Consider the following 15,836-nt stretch of genomic DNA (forward strand, 5'->3'; position numbering starts at 1 on the left):
GCCTGCCCAGGCCGCCACGCCTCAATCCTCGGCCTGGAATTCGCTGGCCGAGACGAACAGATCCCACGAGGCGATGAACAGGGCCGCCACCACGGGGCCGATGACGAAGCCGTTCAGGCCAAACAGGGCCATGCCGCCCACGGTCGACAGCAGCACCACGTAGTCGGGCATCTTGGTGTCCTTGCCGACCAGGATGGGGCGCAGCACGTTGTCGACCAGGCCGATGACGAAGACGCCGAAGGCGGCCAGGCCTGCGCCTTGCCAGATGGCGCCCGTGGCCAGGAAGTAGGCGGCCACGGGCGCCCAGACGAGGGCGGCGCCGACGGCCGGCAGCAGCGACAGGAAGGCCATCAGCACGGCCCACAGCAGGGGCGCGGGCACGTCGAGGAACCAGAACGCCAGCCCGCCGAGGGCGCCCTGGGCGATCGCCACGAGTATATTGCCCTTCACCGTGGCGCGGATCACCGTGGTGAAATTGGTGAACAGGCGTTGCTTGTACTTGCGGCTCAGCGGCACAGCACCCTTGATGCGGGCCGACAGGGCGGAGCCGTCGCGCATGAGGAAAAACAGCAGGTACAGCATGATGCACAGGCTGGTGAGAAATTCGAAGGTGTACAGGCCCACATTGATGGCTTTCACGGCCACCACCTGGCTCACTTGCGTGGCGCCCTCGGCCAGCTTGTCCTGCAGGCTGGCCAGGCTGGTCAGGTTGAAGCGGTCGAGCAAATTGATCAGCCATTGCGGCAGCACCGCCATGATCTTATTGAAGAACATGGCGACCGTGATTTCACCCGAGCGCACCATTTCCACGACGCTGGCCGCCTGGTTTACGAGCGACACGGAAATGAGCGACAGCGGCAGGATCACGATGACGATGATGAGCAGCAAGGTCAGCAGCGACGCCAGGCCGGCGCGGCCCTTGGTTTTCCTCAGCAGCCAGCGGTACACGGGGGCGAACAGGATCGCCAGGATGACGCCCCAGAAGATGGCGCCCGCATACGGCGCCAGTATCCAGCCGAAGCCGATGGTGACGATGCTCAGGAGGAGCAAGAACACTTTCTGGTGCAGCGTGAGGGTATGCATGGGCGGTAGCGGAAAGATAAGGGTTGAGTTGTCCCATCATAAGCGAGGCATGGTGCGGCGCGCCATAGAATTGTCGTGATGCGTGCGCGAGCGCACCCGGCACCGGCGGGCTGACAACGCGGTGGCGGCAATTCCAGTAAGCTGTTGCTCCAGGCGTTCCATCCCGGGCGCCTAAGACTTCGACTTCAGGAACGCGCGTGGCCGACAATATTCACTTTTATGAACCGGCACAGGGCCATGGCCTGCCGCATGATCCGTTCAACGCCATCGTGGGGCCGCGGCCCATCGGCTGGATCGCTTCGCAGAGCAGCGAGGGCGTGCTCAATCTGGCGCCGTACAGCTTTTTCAACGCCTTTAATTACCATCCGCCGCTGATCGGTTTTTCCAGCATCGGCCGCAAGGATACCTTGCGCAATATCGAACAGACGGGTGAATTCGTGTGGAACCTGGCGACGCGTCCGCTGGCCGGGGCGATGAATATCAGCTGCGCGCCGGCGCCGCCCGAAGTCGATGAATTCGCGCTGGCCGGCCTGACGCCGGCCGCCTCGCGCATCGTCAACGTGCCGCGCGTGGAGGAAAGCCCCGTCTCCTTCGAATGCCGGCGCACGCAGATCATCGAGCTGCAAGGCGTCAATGGCGACGGTGTCGGCAGCTGGCTGGTGCTGGGGGAAGTGGTGGGCGTGCACATCGCGCACCACCTGTTGACCGATGGCGTGTACGACACGGCCGCCGCGGCGCCGATCTTGCGCGGCGGCGGCCCGGCCGATTATTTCGAGATCGGACCGGACAGCTTGTTCCACATGCGCCGGCCCAGCTATCCCTGAGCCAGGATTTATTTCTGCATGATGGGGTCGCGTCCCAGGGTGCGCGCCAGCGCGCCGCCGTCGCCGCGCCAGAATTCGCGGTCGGCCAGGCGCACGCGTTCGGCCGCATGCTGCATGTGTTCCATGGCCGCCTGGCGCGCCCGTTGCGGGTCGCCGTCAGCAATCGCCTGCACGATCTTTTCATGTTCGCGCCGCACTTCGATGGAAAAGTCCGTGCGCCGCGCTTCATTCGCGCGCGTCACCTTGACGGCCGAGCGGATCGGGTCGGCGAACATGGCGACGAATTTTGGCCAATAGGGATTGCCCGTCGCCTCGGCGATGGACAAGTGCAGGCGCACGTCTTCTTCCACGCCATCGACGCCGGCCGCCACCGCTTCCTCGATGCGCCGCAGCGCGTGTTCGATGTCGGCCAGCTGGCCCGGCGTGCGCCGCACGGCCGCCAGCGCGGCGATTTCCGCTTCCAGGCCCTGGCGCACTTCGATCAGGTTCAGCAGCGATTGCACCGATTGCTCCGTCAGCGCGTCGCCCCGTTCGCCGCTCTTCGCGCCATCCTGCGCGCACACGAAGGTGCCGCTGCCCTTGCGCGTGACGAGGATGCCTTCGGCCTGCAGCAAGGCTATGGCTTCACGCAGCACCGTGCGGCTCACGCCGAAATGCTCGGCCATCGCCTGCTCCGACGGCAAACGCGTGCCGGCGGCCAGGCCATCGTGCTGGAGCTGCTGGCGCAAGCGGGCCGCCACGCGCGCACCCAGGGTGCCGGTGGTGAAGCTGCCCGCGGCGGGCTCCGGCGCGGGGAGGGTGAAGCTGAACGTGCGGTCCATCGGGTGCATCCTTGCGCTAACGGTTTTCAAATGGGATTGCCTGCTTGCCATTATATGGAATATACAGCTTGACACACATAAAACACACACATAATATACATCCATACAAATTTTAGACAAGTTGCCAGCCACCTCCGGTGGACCATAAAAACCCGGCACGGTCGATCCCTTCGTGATCAGGAGACAAGCATGGAAGTGTCACAAACAATGCCGGGCCAGCCGGTAGGCGCCGCCGCCAGCCAGAAAATCATCGATGACGCCGTCTACCGCAAGGTGACCTGGCGCATCATCCCCTTCCTCATGCTGTGCTACATCGTCGCTTACCTCGACCGTGTGAACGTGGGCTTCGCCAAGCTGCAGATGCTGGCCGACCTGCGGTTTTCCGAAACCGTGTATGGCCTGGGCGCCGGCGTGTTCTTCCTCGGCTACTTCCTGTTCGAAGTACCCAGCAATGTGATGCTGCATAAAATCGGCGCGCGCGTGTGGATCGCCCGCATCATGATCACCTGGGCCATCATCTCGGGCGCCTTCATGTTCGTCACCACGCCGACCATGTTCTACATCATGCGCTTCCTGCTCGGCGTGGCCGAAGCGGGCTTCTTCCCCGGCATCATCCTGTACCTGACCTACTGGTATCCGTCCGAGCGCCGCGCACGCATGGTCTGCACCTTCATGGCGGCCATTCCCGTGGCGGGCCTGATCGGCGGCCCGCTGTCGGGCTGGATCATGGAAACCTTCGCCGGCGTGCATGGCTATGCGGGCTGGCAGTGGATGTTCGTGCTCGAAGCCATCCCCGCCGTGATCATGGGCGTGGCCGTGCTGCTGTATCTCGATAACAGCATCCGCGCCGCCAAGTGGCTGACGGAATACGAAAAAGTGATCCTCGAGCAGCGCATCGCCACGGAAGCGAAGGGCAAGGTGTCGCACCCGTCGATCCGCGCCATGTTCGCCGATCCGCGCATCTGGGTCATGGCCCTGATTTATTTCTGCTGCGTGATGGGCCAGTATTCGCTGACGTTCTGGCTGCCCAGCCTGATCAAGGCGGCTGGCGTGACGGGCGTGCTCAATATCGGTTTGTTTACCGCGATTCCCTATTCGTTTGCCGTGGCCACGATGATTTTGCTGGGCCGCAGCTCGGACAAATACCGCGAACGCCGCTGGCATATGGCCATTCCGCTGGTGATCGGCGCGGCCGCCATCGTCTGCAGCGCGCTGGCCGGCGCCCATAACACGGGCTGGGCCATCTTCTTCCTGACGATCGCCGCCGGCGGCATCCTGGCCGCCTCGCCCATGTTCTGGAGCCTGCCGACGGCCTTCCTCGGTGGCGTCTCGGCCGCCGCCGGCATCGCCGCCATCAATTCGGTGGGCAACCTGGCCGGTTTCGCGGCGCCATACATGATCGGCTCGATCAAGGACCTGACACAGTCGACCGACATCGCCATCTACCTCCTGGCGGCCATCCTCGTGATCGGCGCGGTCATCATCATGCGCGTGCCGGCCAAGCTGGTGAACAAATAAAACTGGAGTAGCAGATGAACGTAGCAATCAAAAAAGTAGGTGTGATCGGCCTGGGCGCCATGGGCATGGGCATCGCGCAATCCTTGCTGCGCGCCGGTTTTGAGGTGCATGCCTGCGACGTGCGGCCCGAAACCGTGCAAGTGCTGGCAGACAAGGGCGCCCGTGCGGCGCAGTCGCCCGCCGCGCTGGCGGCGCAGGTGCAGGCCGTGCTGATCGTCGTTGTCAACGCGCAGCAGACGGAGTCCGTGCTGTTTGGCGAACACGGTGCGGCCAGCGCCCTGGCGGCGGGCAGCGTGGTGATCGCCTGCGCCACCGTGGCGCCGGAGTTTGCCGAGGCCCTCGGCGCGCGCCTGGCGGGCATGGGGCTGCGCTTCATCGATGCGCCTATTTCCGGCGGCGCGGCCAAGGCGGCGGCCGGCGAAATGTCCGTCATGGCGGCCGGCGCGCCCGAGGCGTTCGATGCCTGCGCCGGCATCTTTGACGCCATCTGCGCAAAGTTGTACCGCCTGGGCGAACAGCCGGGGCAGGGCTCGAAAGTCAAGATGATCAACCAGTTGCTGGCCGGGGTGCACATCGCCGCCGCGGCCGAAGCGATGGCCTTGGGCCTGCGTGCCGGCTGCGACCCGGACGCCCTGTACGAAGTCATTTCGAACAGCGCCGGCAGTTCCTGGATGTTCCAGAACCGGGTGCCGCATATTTTGAAAGGCGATTACGCGCCGCTGTCGGCCGTGAATATCTTCGTCAAGGATTTGGGCATCGTGCTCGATTACGCGAAAAAAAGCGTGTTCCCGTTGCCGCTGTCGGCCACGGCGCACCAGATGTTCATGCAGGCGTCGGCAGCAGGCTTTGGCGGCGAGGACGACTCGGCCGTCATCAAGACTTTCCCGGGGATCGATCTGCCGGCGAAAGCGTAACTGAATAAAAAGGAACAATCATGACCGTACTACTGGGATGTATCGCCGACGATTTCACGGGTGGCACCGACCTGGCCGGCATGCTGGTCAAGGCCGGCATGCGCACGGTGCAGCTGATCGGCGTGCCGCAAGGTCCGCCGCCAGCCGATGTCGACGCCGTCGTCATCGCGCTGAAGTCGCGCACGACTGCGCCGCAAGACGCGGTGGCCGAGTCGCTGGCGGCCTTGCGCTGGCTGCAGCAGGCCGGATGCAAACAGTTCTACTTCAAGTACTGCTCCACCTTCGACTCCACGCCGCGCGGCAATATCGGCCCCGTAGCCGAGGCGCTGATGCGGGCGCTGGACACGGATTTCACCATTGCCTGCCCGGCATTCCCCGCCAACGGCCGCACCATCTACAAGGGCATCCTGTTTGTCGGCGACGTGCCGCTGGCCGAATCTGGCATGCGCGACCATCCCTTGACGCCGATGACGGATTCGAACCTGGTGCGCGTGCTGCAGCAGCAGGTGCAAGCCAAGGTAGGTCTGGCCGATTTCTCCGTGGTGGAGAAGGGCGCCGCAGCCATCGCCCAGCGCTTCACGGACTTGCGCGGCCAGGGCTGCCATTTCGCCGTCGTCGATGCCGTCTCGAACCGCGACCTGGAAGCCATCGGCGCCGCCTGCGCGGACTTGAAACTGATCACGGGCGGCTCCGGCATCGCGCTGGGATTGCCACAGAATTTCCGCCAGCGGGGGCAATTGGCGCCATCGCCCGCCGGCCAGGCGGGGCGCCTGCCGCCGCCGACAGGCCTGCGTGCCGTGATCTCGGGCAGCTGCTCCGTGGCCACGCAGCAGCAGGTGGCGCACCTGCGTGAACTGGCGCCATCGTTCCACGTCGACCCATTGCAGCTGGCCGCGGGCGGCGAGGTGGTTGACGTCGTCGTGGAGCAAGCCCTGGCCTGGGCCGACGCGCACCTGGCGCAAGGCCCGGTGTTGATCTATGCCACGGCCACGCCGGACGCCGTGCGCGCCGTGCAGGCGCAGCTGGGCGTGGAGCGGGCCGGCGCGCTCGTCGAGGAAACCCTGGCCGCCATCGCGCAAGGCCTGGTGCGCCTCGGCGTGGGCCAACTGATCGTCGCCGGCGGCGAAACCTCGGGTGCGGTGGTGAAAGCGCTGGGTGTGGCGGGTTTGCGCATCGGCCCCGAGATCGACCCTGGCGTGCCGTGGACGCAAGCCTTGCCTGCATTGGGTGACGATGGCGCGGCGCCGCTGGCGCTGGCGCTCAAGTCCGGCAATTTCGGCACGGTCGATTTCTTCAGCAAAGCGTGGCAGGTGCTGGCATGAGCAGCAGCGAATCGCGCCAGCGCGAGCAGATCGTCGACTTCGGCAAGTCGCTATACGAGCGTGGCTTGACGGCGGGCAGCAGCGGCAACCTGAGCGTGCGCCTGGATGACGGCTGGCTGCTGACGCCGACGAACGCCAGCCTGGGACGGCTCGATCCCGCGCAATTGTCCAAGCTCGATTGGGACGGCAACTTGATCAGCGGCGCACCGCCGTCGAAAGAGGCGTTCCTGCACCGCGCCATGTACGCGGAGCGGGGCGGCGCCGGCGCCATCGTGCATCTGCACTCGACGCATTCGGCGGCCGTGTCGTGCATGTGCGGCTTGAACCATGACGACTGCATCCCGCCGCTCACGCCCTACTTTGTGATGAAGGTGGGGCGCCTGCCGCTGGTGCCGTATCACCGTCCGGGCGACCCGGCGCTGGCTGGCGCCATCGGTGCCATGGCACGCAAGCATTCGGCCGTGCTGCTGGCCAATCACGGCCCCGTCGTCTCGGGCTCGAATCTGGAAGCGGCCGTGTATGCGGCCGAGGAACTGGAAGAGACGGCCAAGCTGTTCCTGCTGCTGCGCGACGTGCCCACGCGCCCGCTCGACGCGGCGCAGATCGCCGACCTGAAACACACATTCAAACTCGACATATAAAAAATCCAGGAGATACGCATGCCCCGCTTTGCCGCCAATCTGACCATGATGTTCAACGAAGTGCCGTTCCCGCAGCGCTTTGCCGCCGCCGCGCAAGCGGGTTTTAAAGGCGTCGAATTCCTTTTCCCGTATGACCACGCGCCGCAGGAAGTGGCCGGCTGGCTGCGCGAGCATGGTTTGATAAATGTGCTGTTCAACCTCCCGCCGGGCGACTGGGCGGCGGGCGAGCGGGGCATCGCTTCGCTGCCGGGCCGCGAGGAAGAATTCCGCGCTGGCGTGGCGCGCGCCATCGAGTATGCGCTGGCCCTGGGCACCCCGCGCGTGCACATGATGGCGGGGCTGGTGCCGGAGGGCGCCGACCTGGCGCTGCACCGTGCCACGTACCTGACGAACCTGCGGTACGCGGCCCAGGCCGTGGGCCAGCATGGCATCGAACTCTTGATCGAACCGATCAACGGGCGCGACATGCCTGGCTACTTCCTCGTCACGCAGGCGCAGGGCCATGCGCTACGCCTGGAATCGGGCCAGCCCAACGTCAAGGTGCAGATGGATTTTTATCACACGCAGATCGTCGAGGGCGATATCGCCATGACGTTCAGGAACAACTTCGACGGCATCGGCCACGTGCAGATCGCCAGCGTCCCGGCGCGCAATGAGCCGGACGATGGCGAAGTCAATTACCCGTATTTATTCAGCCTGCTCGATGAACTGGGTTACGACGGCTGGATCGGCTGCGAATACCGTCCGCGCGGGCGCACAGAAGATGGCCTAGGCTGGCTCGCCGCATACAACAACAAACAAGGAGCATGAACATGAAAGTACTCATTACCGGCGGCGCCGGTTTCCTCGGGCAGCGCCTGGCGCGCCAGTTGCTGGCGCAAGGCCAGCTGACGGACAGCCAGGGCCAGTTGCAAACGATCAGCGAGCTGGTATTGGTCGACGTGGTGGCTGCGCATGACTTCAACGATGCGCGCGTAAAAGTGGTCACGGGCGACATCGCCGACGGTGCCCTGATGCGCGCCACCATCGATGCGCGCACAAGCTCGATCTTCCACCTGGCCGCCATCGTCAGCGGCCAGGCGGAAGCCGATTTCGAGCTGGGCATGCGCATCAACCTGGACGCGTCGCGGCTGCTGCTCGATATCTGCCGCGAACTGGGGCACAAGCCGAAAGTGGTGTTTACCAGCTCCGTGGCCGTGTATGGCGGCCAGCTGCCGGACGTGGTGCAGGATACGACGGCGTTGAACCCGCAGTCGTCGTACGGCGCGCAAAAAGCCATCGGCGAACTGTTGCTCAACGATTACAGCCGCCGCGGCTTTGTCGATGGCCGCGTGCTGCGCTTGCCCACCATCAGCGTGCGTCCCGGCAAACCGAACAAGGCGGCGTCATCGTTCGCCAGTGGCATCATCCGCGAACCCTTGAATGGCGAGGCCGCCGTCTGCCCCGTGTCCACCGACCTGCGTCTGTGGCTGCTGTCGCCGCGCGGCGCCATCGCCTCGCTGATCGCCGGCCATGAATTGGCGGGCGAGGCGTTTGGCGCCAGCCGCACAGTGAACTTGCCGGGCTTGAGCGTGAGCGTGGGCGAAATGATCGCCGCACTCGAAGCCGTGGCCGGCAGCGAAGTGGCGGCCCGCATCAGCTATGCACCCGATCCCGCCGTCGAGCGCATCGTCAGGAGCTGGCCCGGCGCCTGGGATACGGCACGGGCCGAAGCGCTGGGTTTGACGGCCGATGCAGATTTCGCCGCCATCATCCGTGCGTATGTCGACGACATGAAAGCGGCCGGCTAGGTGACTGTCTCCAGCTGCGAGCGGCGATAGTCGAGCGGCGTGCTGCCCACCAGGTCCACAAAACTGCGGCTGAAATGGGCCTGGTCAAAAAAGCCCAGTTCCTGCGCCAGGCTGGCCAGGTCGGGCGCATCGGGCTGCGCCAGGCGCCAGATCGCTTCCTGCAGGCGATAGCGCTGGATCACCCACTTCGGCGGCACGCCCACGTAGTTGGCGAACAGGCGCTGCAGCCGGCGTTCTCCGATGCCCATTTTTTCGCACAGCTGCGCCACGCTTGCCGGGCCGTTGTGGGCCGCCGCCGCGGCCGTCAGCCTGGCTGCCAGCAGGGCGGCGGCGTCGACTTGCGGCAGCCTTGCCAGCAGCAGTGCCTGTGCCTGCGCCACCATGGCCGTATCGTCGGCTTGCCGCAGCACCAGCGCCTCGGCTTGCGCGGCAGGCATGTCCAGCATGGCATCGGCGGCGATGGTCGTATCGGTGAATGACGACAAGGGCTGGCTGATGAACGGGCGCAGGCCGCCCGGTGAAAAACGCACGCCCAGCACCTTGCCCGTTCCGCTCAATGGCCGGTCGAAGGCGCCGCGCACCACGCCATGGATGGCCGTGCGCCCAAGGTCGAACACCAGGTGGGCGTTCGGGTAGGGCAGCACGCGCTGCGTCTCCGGCGCGCAGTCCCGCCTGTCCCATTCGACCACCCAGAAGTAGTCGACGAACGGCGCCAGCGCGCCAGCCGGCGGATAGGTCGCCAGCCGTATGCGGCGCGCCGCTGCCTGCGGGTCGACGATGCCTTTCGGCGCCTGGCCGCGTGTGGCGAGCACATTGCGCGGGTTGTCGGGTTTATCCAATATTTGTCTCCTGCGTGGCTTTAAGCTGGCTCTCTCGCATCGATTGAAAGGGAGTCATGAAATCACACAGCTTGTCTGGCCTGGTGCTGGCCGCATGTTGTCTATTGGTGGCGCCAGCCGGCGCCGCCTCGTCTGCAGAGGGGGATCATCGCATGCATGTACGCGCCACGGGAAGTTTCAGTATCACCATGACGCCGTCCGCGGCGCCGCAGCGCGCGGGGCGCACGACCTTGGGCAGGGTGCTGCTCGACAAAGTCTATGCCGGCGACCTGGTCGCCACGGCAAAGGGCGAGATGCTCAACGCCGTCACCGACACCAGGGGCGCGGCAGGCTATGTCGCCATGGAAGCCATCACGGGCGTGCTGCAGGGCCGGCAAGGCACCTTCGTGGCGCAGCATGCGGGCACCATGGCCGACGGCCAGCAGACGCTGTCCATCGTGATCGTGCCGCATTCCGGCACGGGGCAGCTGAAAGGCATCAGCGGGACGCTGGCCATCCGCATCGTCGATGGCCAGCATTTCTACGACATCGACTATTCGCTGCCGGAGCCGTAGGCGGGTCAAGGCACGGATAGCCGTCTATTTGCCCAGTATCGACGCCACATTGTCGGTGCCGGGCGCGCCGAACAGCTGCTGCTTGAGGACGTGCAGCTGGTCGCGCACCTGCGCCGCTTTTTCGAACTCGAGGTTCTTTGCGTGGTCGACCATCAGTTTTTCCAGGCGCTTGATTTCCTTGCTGACCTGTTTCTCGCTCATGGCTTCGAACTTCGCCGCTTCCTGCGCCACTTGCAGGGTTTCGCGCGCTTCCTGCGGGCTGTAGACGCCATCGATCATTTCGCGGATCGATTTTTTCACGCCGATCGGCACGATGTTGTTGGCTGTGTTGAAGGCGATCTGCTTGTTGCGGCGGCGTTCCGTCTCGTCGATGGCGCGGCGCATGGAGTCCGTGATGCGGTCGCCGTACAGGATCGCCGTGCCGTTCAGGTTACGCGCGGCGCGGCCGATGGTCTGGATCAGGCTGCGCTCGGAACGCAAGAAACCTTCCTTGTCCGCGTCCAGGATGGCGACCAGCGACACTTCCGGCAAGTCCAGGCCCTCGCGCAGCAGGTTGATCCCCACCAGTACGTCGAAGGTGCCCAGGCGCAGGTCGCGCAGGATTTCCACGCGTTCCACCGTTTCGATATCGCTGTGCAGATAGCGCACCTTGATGCCATGGTCGCCCAGGTATTCCGTCAATTGCTCCGACATGCGCTTGGTCAAGGTCGTCACCAGCACGCGCTCGTCCTTCTTGATGCGCTCGACGATTTCCGACATCAGGTCGTCCACCTGGCTGCTGGCGGGGCGCACGATGATCTGCGGGTCGACCAGGCCGGTGGGGCGCACGACTTGCTCGACCACTTGGTCGGAATGGCTCTTTTCGTATTCGGCCGGCGTGGCCGAGACGAACACGGTCTGGCGCATCTTCTGTTCGAATTCCTCGAATTTCAAGGGCCGGTTGTCGAGTGCCGACGGCAGGCGGAAACCATAGTCGACCAGGTTCGTCTTGCGCGAACGGTCGCCGTTGTACATGGCGCTCAGCTGGCCCGTCAGCACGTGCGACTCGTCGAGGAACATCAATGCGTCTGGCGGCAGGTAATCGACCAGGGTCGGCGGCGGTTCGCCCGGCAGCGCGCCGCTCAAATGGCGCGAGTAGTTCTCGATGCCCTTCGTAAAACCGATTTCCGCCATCATTTCCAGGTCGAAGCGCGTGCGCTGTTCCAGCCGCTGCTCCTCGATCAGCTTATTCTCCTTGCGGAAGAATTCGAGGCGTTCACGCAGCTCGTCCTTGATGGTTTCCACGGCGCGCAGCACGGTGGAGCGGGGCGTCACATAGTGCGAGCCCGGGTACACGGTGAAGCGGGGGATTTTCTGACGCACTCTGCCCGTCAGCGGGTCGAACAGCTGGATCGATTCGATCTCGTCGTCGAACATTTCCAGGCGCACGGCCAGCTCCGCATGCTCGGCGGGGAAAATGTCGATGGTATCGCCGCGCACGCGGAAGGTGCCGCGGCCGAAATCGACTTCGTTGCGCGTGTACTGCATCTGGATCAGGCGCGCGATGACGTCGCGCTGGGCAACCCTGTCCTTGACGCGCAAGGTCAGGATCATCTGGTGGTATTCGTTCGGATTGCCGATACCGTAGATGGCCGAGACGGTGGCGACGATGATGACGTCGCGCCGTTCCATCAGCGACTTGGTGCATGACAGGCGCATCTGCTCGATATGCTCGTTGATCGACGAGTCCTTTTCGATAAACAGGTCGCGCTGCGGCACGTAGGCTTCGGGCTGGTAGTAATCGTAGTAGCTGACGAAGTATTCGACCGCGTTTTGCGGGAAAAAGTCGCGGAACTCGCTGTACAGCTGCGCCGCCAGGGTCTTGTTCGGCGCGAAGACGATGGCGGGCCGGCCCATGCGTGCGATGACGTTGGCCATGGTGTAGGTCTTGCCGGAACCGGTCACGCCCAACAGGGTCTGGAAGGCCAGTCCGTCGGCGATCCCCTCGGATAACTGGTCGATCGCCGTGGGCTGATCGCCGGCCGGAGGGAAGGGCTGGTGCAGCTTGAACGGGGAGTCCGGGAAAGAGATAATTGCGCTTTCCGCCTCGCTGGCGGTAGATAATTCGGGCATGTGAATCAGACCTTTGTTAGAATAGTGCTCTGCTGGCGGCCCTGGCGTTGTATTTTGGGGCGCTGTCTACAACTCCGCTGTGAACCTGCTTCCAATCGAATCCAATCTTATCATGACGAACCCAACTGTTTCTGCCAGTCTGTTTAGCGCCATCGAGATGGCCCCACGCGACCCGATCCTGGGCATCACCGAAGCATTTAACGCGGACCAGAATCCCGCCAAAATCAATCTGGGCGTTGGCGTCTATTATGACGACAACGGTAAAGTGCCTCTGTTAGCTTGCGTACGCAAGGCGGAAGCCATCCTGATCGAACAGGCGGCGCCACGCACCTATCTGCCGATCGAAGGCCTCGCCGCCTACGACAAGGCCGTGCAAGAACTCGTATTTGGCGCCGACAGCGCCGTAATTCAAGAGCGCCGCGCCGTGACCGTGCAAGCCATCGGCGGCACGGGCGCACTGAAGATCGGTGCCGACTTCCTGCAGCGCTTCGCGCCGGGCGCGCAAGTCTACATCAGCGACCCAAGCTGGGAAAACCACCGCGCGCTGTTCGAAAACGCCGGTTTTGTCGTGAATAACTACGCGTACTACGATGCCGCCACCCATGGCGTGAACTTCGACGGCATGCTGGCCAGCCTGAACGCCATGCCAGCCGGTTCCATCGTCGTGCTGCACGCATGCTGCCACAACCCGACCGGCGCCGACCTGAGCGTGGCCCAGTGGGATCAGATCATCAGCGTCGTGACCTCGCGCGGCCTGGTGCCGTTCCTGGACATGGCCTATCAAGGCTTCGCCAACGGCATCGCCGAAGACGGCGCCGTGGTGCGCCGCTTCGCCGACGCGGGCGGCCCGCTGCTGGTATCGAACTCGTTCTCGAAATCGTTCTCGCTGTACGGCGAGCGCGTGGGCGCCCTGAGCGTCGTCGCCGCCAGCGCCGATGAGGCGGCACGCCTGCTGTCGCAGCTGAAACGTGTCGTGCGCACCAACTACTCGAACCCGCCTACGCATGGCGGCAAGGTGGTCGCCACCGTCCTGGCCACGCCGGAACTGCGCCAGCTGTGGGAAGAGGAACTGGCGGGCATGCGCGTGCGCATCCGCGAAATGCGCAATGCCTTCGTGGAAAAACTGAAAGCCAAGGCGCCAGCCCACGATTTCGAATTCGTGCGCCAGCAAATCGGCATGTTCTCGTACTCGGGTCTCACCAAGGAGCAGGTGGCGTCCTTGCGCGAGCAGTCGATCTACGCCGTGGACACGGGTCGTATCTGCGTGGCAGCGTTGAATTCGCGCAATATCGACATCGTCATTGACGCGATCGCCAAAGTGCTTTAATATCTTGCTTCTTCGGCGCTGCATGCAAGTGCGGCGCTGATGGTAGTAGAAAGTCGGCGATGGCCGTGTTTGTGATGATGCAGTATCAGTCTTGCAAATATGGAACAAGCGACATATAATATTGCCTCTTTTCCCTGATAGCTCAGTTGGTAGAGCGACGGACTGTTAATCCGCAGGTCCCTGGTTCGAGTCCAGGTCGGGGAGCCAGAATTCGAAAGGCCACGTTGAAAAACGTGGCCTTTTTTGTTTTTGCGGCGCCGGCGCGTAGTTTGGGGCAGGGTAAGATTTTCCCTATGGAAATCTGGACAGCACCAAGTTTGGCCTATATAATACGGCCTCTTTTCCCTGATAGCTCAGTTGGTAGAGCGACGGACTGTTAATCCGCAGGTCCCTGGTTCGAGTCCAGGTCGGGGAGCCAGAATTCAGAAGGCCATGTTGAAAAACATGGCCTTTTTTGTTTTCCGCCGCCGCCCGCAGGGCCGGCCGGTGCGTGATCGCGTTTTGCGCTATCCTGAAGGCATCACTTCAGGAGCACCTTCCCATGACTTGTACCTCCGCCTTGCGCCACATCGTCCTGTGCGACTTCCTTGATGGCATCACGTCTGCCAAGCACGCCGAGCTCGTCTATGAGTTTTCCCAGCTGAAACACCGCATTCCCGGCGTGCGGCAATTTGAATGGGGGCCGAACGTCAGCCCGGAAGGCCTCGATGATGGCTTTACCGATTGCTTTACCCTGACCTTCGACGACGCCGGCGCGCGCGACGTGTATCTGGCCCATGCGGCGCACCTGGCCTTTGTCGAGCAGCTCAAGCCATGGCTGGGCCGGGTGCTGGTATTTGACTACTACCCGCAAGAGCAGCCCGGCTGACCGCTGCCGGGCAGGCTGACGCCGGGAAAATATACATTTTTCTGGGGGAAATCTGGACACCGTAAAATTTACCCTATAGAATGCGGCCTCTTTTCCCTGATAGCTCAGTTGGTAGAGCGACGGACTGTTAATCCGCAGGTCCCTGGTTCGAGTCCAGGTCGGGGAGCCAGAACATCAGCAGTATCGAAAAGCCCAGCCTTCACGGTTGGGCTTTTTGCGTTTCAGACGCTCTTACTTGCTTGGTTGAACTGTATCCAATGTCTTGATGATGGCCTCTTGGAATTTCACCGGTTCATCCTGGTGTATCTGATGCCCGGAATGTTCGAAGAAAAACAGCCCCTTCCTTGGCGCCTTCAAGGTGTCGAAATACGCTTGCGTGATCCTGGTCGAGGTCTGGATGTCGTTTTTACCGACGAAGAAGTACACGGGGCAGTCAACGCTCTTCAAGGTCTTGGGCAGATCAATGTTCATGACCTCGTTCCAGACGGGCGACCAGGTTTTTGACCATTGAAGAAAGCCCGTCTTGAATCCCTCGCTCGTCGCGAATGCCTTGCCATCCTTGTAAAAAAGCCATTTCCTTAAGTAAAACATGCTTTCGTCACTAGTAAACGGGAAACTGATACTGTTCAGTTCCTGGCTGGCGACGGCATTGTCCTTGAAATGCGCTTTCAGGGCTTGCAGCAATTCTTTCTCGCTTTCCAGCTGGCTCACGACAGGATTCGACGCGAAATAGGCATGCAGCAGTTCCGGGTGATGCTTGACGATATCAAAGCCCAGGACGTTGCCCCAGGAGCTGCCCAGCAAGTATATTTTGTCCTGCCTGAATTCCTTGCGCAGAAATTGGACGACCTGATACGTGTCGTTCTCCATCTGCCTGACGGATGGCTGCGTGGGGGAAGGATTCAGTTTCAAGGTTTTTCCGGCGTCCCGCTGGTCCCATTGCACAATCGTGAATCTGCTTTTCAGGATATTCGTAAAGGCATCCGCTCCCTTGATCATGGAGCTGCCCGGACCGCCGGACAAAAACAGCAGCACGGGCTTGTTCGCGTCGTCCGTCTTGATTTCCAGCACCTGCTTTATCCCGCCAATGTCAGGTGTCAGGGTGGTGGTGACTTCCGCGGAAACGGGTTTCGCTTCCGCCATGGTTTGCGCCTGGCATGCGTAGAAGGGAAGCAGGGCCGTAAAGAATACTGCCAATGTCATTTTTTTTATCATGGTGTGAG

General features: G+C 62.9%; 15 protein-coding genes and 3 tRNA genes. 13 read left to right on the top strand and 5 right to left on the bottom strand.

Going from position 1 to position 15,836, the window contains the following annotated elements:
• Positions 1-21: 21 nt before the first annotated feature.
• A complete protein-coding gene (locus tag CSQ93_RS11745; RefSeq protein WP_099378218.1) occupies positions 22-1,083 on the bottom strand; it encodes an AI-2E family transporter in 1,062 nt (353 codons plus the stop codon).
• Positions 1,084-1,280: 197 nt separating this feature from the next.
• On the opposite strand from CSQ93_RS11745, the gene CSQ93_RS11750 reads away from it, so the two are divergent.
• Positions 1,281-1,907 (top strand): flavin reductase family protein, encoded by a 627-nt coding sequence (locus CSQ93_RS11750; RefSeq protein WP_099378219.1) that lies wholly within the window; start codon positions 1,281-1,283, stop codon positions 1,905-1,907.
• An 8-nt stretch (positions 1,908-1,915) separates the two neighbouring features.
• On the opposite strand, the gene CSQ93_RS11755 is transcribed toward CSQ93_RS11750, so the two are convergent.
• Positions 1,916-2,728 (bottom strand): FadR/GntR family transcriptional regulator, encoded by an 813-nt coding sequence (locus tag CSQ93_RS11755; RefSeq protein ID WP_099378220.1) that lies wholly within the window; start codon positions 2,726-2,728, stop codon positions 1,916-1,918.
• A 189-nt stretch (positions 2,729-2,917) separates the two neighbouring features.
• Here CSQ93_RS11755 and CSQ93_RS11760 point away from each other — a divergent pair, with 189 nt between their 5' ends.
• Genes CSQ93_RS11760 through denD form a run of 6 tightly spaced genes read left to right on the top strand, consistent with a single transcriptional unit; the run spans position 2,918 to position 8,913 of the window.
• Positions 2,918-4,246 (top strand): MFS transporter, encoded by a 1,329-nt coding sequence (locus CSQ93_RS11760; RefSeq protein ID WP_099378221.1) that lies wholly within the window; start codon positions 2,918-2,920, stop codon positions 4,244-4,246.
• 14 nt (positions 4,247-4,260) lie between these two features.
• Positions 4,261-5,160 (top strand): L-threonate dehydrogenase, encoded by a 900-nt coding sequence (ltnD, locus tag CSQ93_RS11765; RefSeq protein ID WP_099378222.1) that lies wholly within the window; start codon positions 4,261-4,263, stop codon positions 5,158-5,160.
• A gap of 20 nt (positions 5,161-5,180) precedes the next feature.
• On the top strand, positions 5,181-6,482 hold the full coding sequence (gene otnK, locus CSQ93_RS11770; protein WP_099378223.1) for a 3-oxo-tetronate kinase: 1,302 nt from the start codon (positions 5,181-5,183) through the stop codon (positions 6,480-6,482).
• Positions 6,479-7,123 (top strand): 3-oxo-tetronate 4-phosphate decarboxylase, encoded by a 645-nt coding sequence (gene otnC, locus CSQ93_RS11775; protein ID WP_099378224.1) that lies wholly within the window; start codon positions 6,479-6,481, stop codon positions 7,121-7,123. The genes otnK and otnC overlap by 4 nt, the downstream gene beginning before the upstream one ends.
• An 18-nt stretch (positions 7,124-7,141) precedes the next feature.
• Positions 7,142-7,933, top strand: a complete 792-nt coding sequence (gene otnI / locus CSQ93_RS11780) for a 2-oxo-tetronate isomerase (protein ID WP_099378225.1) — start codon at positions 7,142-7,144, stop codon at positions 7,931-7,933.
• Between the two features lie 2 nt (positions 7,934-7,935).
• Entirely contained in the window at positions 7,936-8,913 is a 978-nt protein-coding gene (gene denD / locus CSQ93_RS11785) for a D-erythronate dehydrogenase (protein ID WP_099378226.1), read from the top strand.
• Here denD and CSQ93_RS11790 read toward each other — a convergent pair.
• Complete coding sequence (locus CSQ93_RS11790; protein WP_099378227.1) at positions 8,910-9,752, bottom strand: helix-turn-helix domain-containing protein; 843 nt, start codon at positions 9,750-9,752, stop codon at positions 8,910-8,912. The two genes, denD and CSQ93_RS11790, sit on opposite strands and share 4 nt — an antisense overlap.
• 56 nt (positions 9,753-9,808) lie before the next feature.
• On the opposite strand from CSQ93_RS11790, the gene CSQ93_RS11795 reads away from it, so the two are divergent.
• Entirely contained in the window at positions 9,809-10,306 is a 498-nt protein-coding gene (locus CSQ93_RS11795) for a DUF3224 domain-containing protein (RefSeq protein WP_233516151.1), read from the top strand.
• Between the two features lie 24 nt (positions 10,307-10,330).
• On the opposite strand, the gene uvrB is transcribed toward CSQ93_RS11795, so the two are convergent.
• On the bottom strand, positions 10,331-12,418 hold the full coding sequence (gene uvrB, locus CSQ93_RS11800; protein ID WP_099378229.1) for an excinuclease ABC subunit UvrB: 2,088 nt from the start codon (positions 12,416-12,418) through the stop codon (positions 10,331-10,333).
• Between the two features lie 112 nt (positions 12,419-12,530).
• On the opposite strand from uvrB, the gene CSQ93_RS11805 reads away from it, so the two are divergent.
• From CSQ93_RS11805 to CSQ93_RS11825, 5 genes are all read left to right on the top strand, one after another.
• The gene (locus tag CSQ93_RS11805) at positions 12,531-13,745 is read left to right on the top strand and encodes an amino acid aminotransferase (RefSeq protein WP_199534377.1); all 1,215 of its coding nucleotides are present in this window, start codon (positions 12,531-12,533) and stop codon (positions 13,743-13,745) included.
• Positions 13,746-13,876: 131 nt separating this feature from the next.
• Positions 13,877-13,952 (top strand) — tRNA-Asn (locus tag CSQ93_RS11810).
• Between the two features lie 135 nt (positions 13,953-14,087).
• Positions 14,088-14,163 (top strand) — tRNA-Asn (locus CSQ93_RS11815).
• A gap of 123 nt (positions 14,164-14,286) precedes the next feature.
• Complete coding sequence (locus CSQ93_RS11820; protein ID WP_099378230.1) at positions 14,287-14,613, top strand: Dabb family protein; 327 nt, start codon at positions 14,287-14,289, stop codon at positions 14,611-14,613.
• Positions 14,614-14,706: 93 nt separating this feature from the next.
• Positions 14,707-14,782 (top strand) — tRNA-Asn (locus tag CSQ93_RS11825).
• 62 nt (positions 14,783-14,844) lie between these two features.
• On the opposite strand, the gene CSQ93_RS11830 is transcribed toward CSQ93_RS11825, so the two are convergent.
• Positions 14,845-15,816, bottom strand: a complete 972-nt coding sequence (locus CSQ93_RS11830) for an alpha/beta fold hydrolase (protein WP_233516152.1) — start codon at positions 15,814-15,816, stop codon at positions 14,845-14,847.
• Between the last annotated feature and the right edge of the window lie 20 nt (positions 15,817-15,836).

This window comes from Janthinobacterium sp. BJB426 (assembly GCF_002735705.1).
In the GTDB taxonomy this organism is placed as follows: domain Bacteria; phylum Pseudomonadota; class Gammaproteobacteria; order Burkholderiales; family Burkholderiaceae_D; genus Janthinobacterium.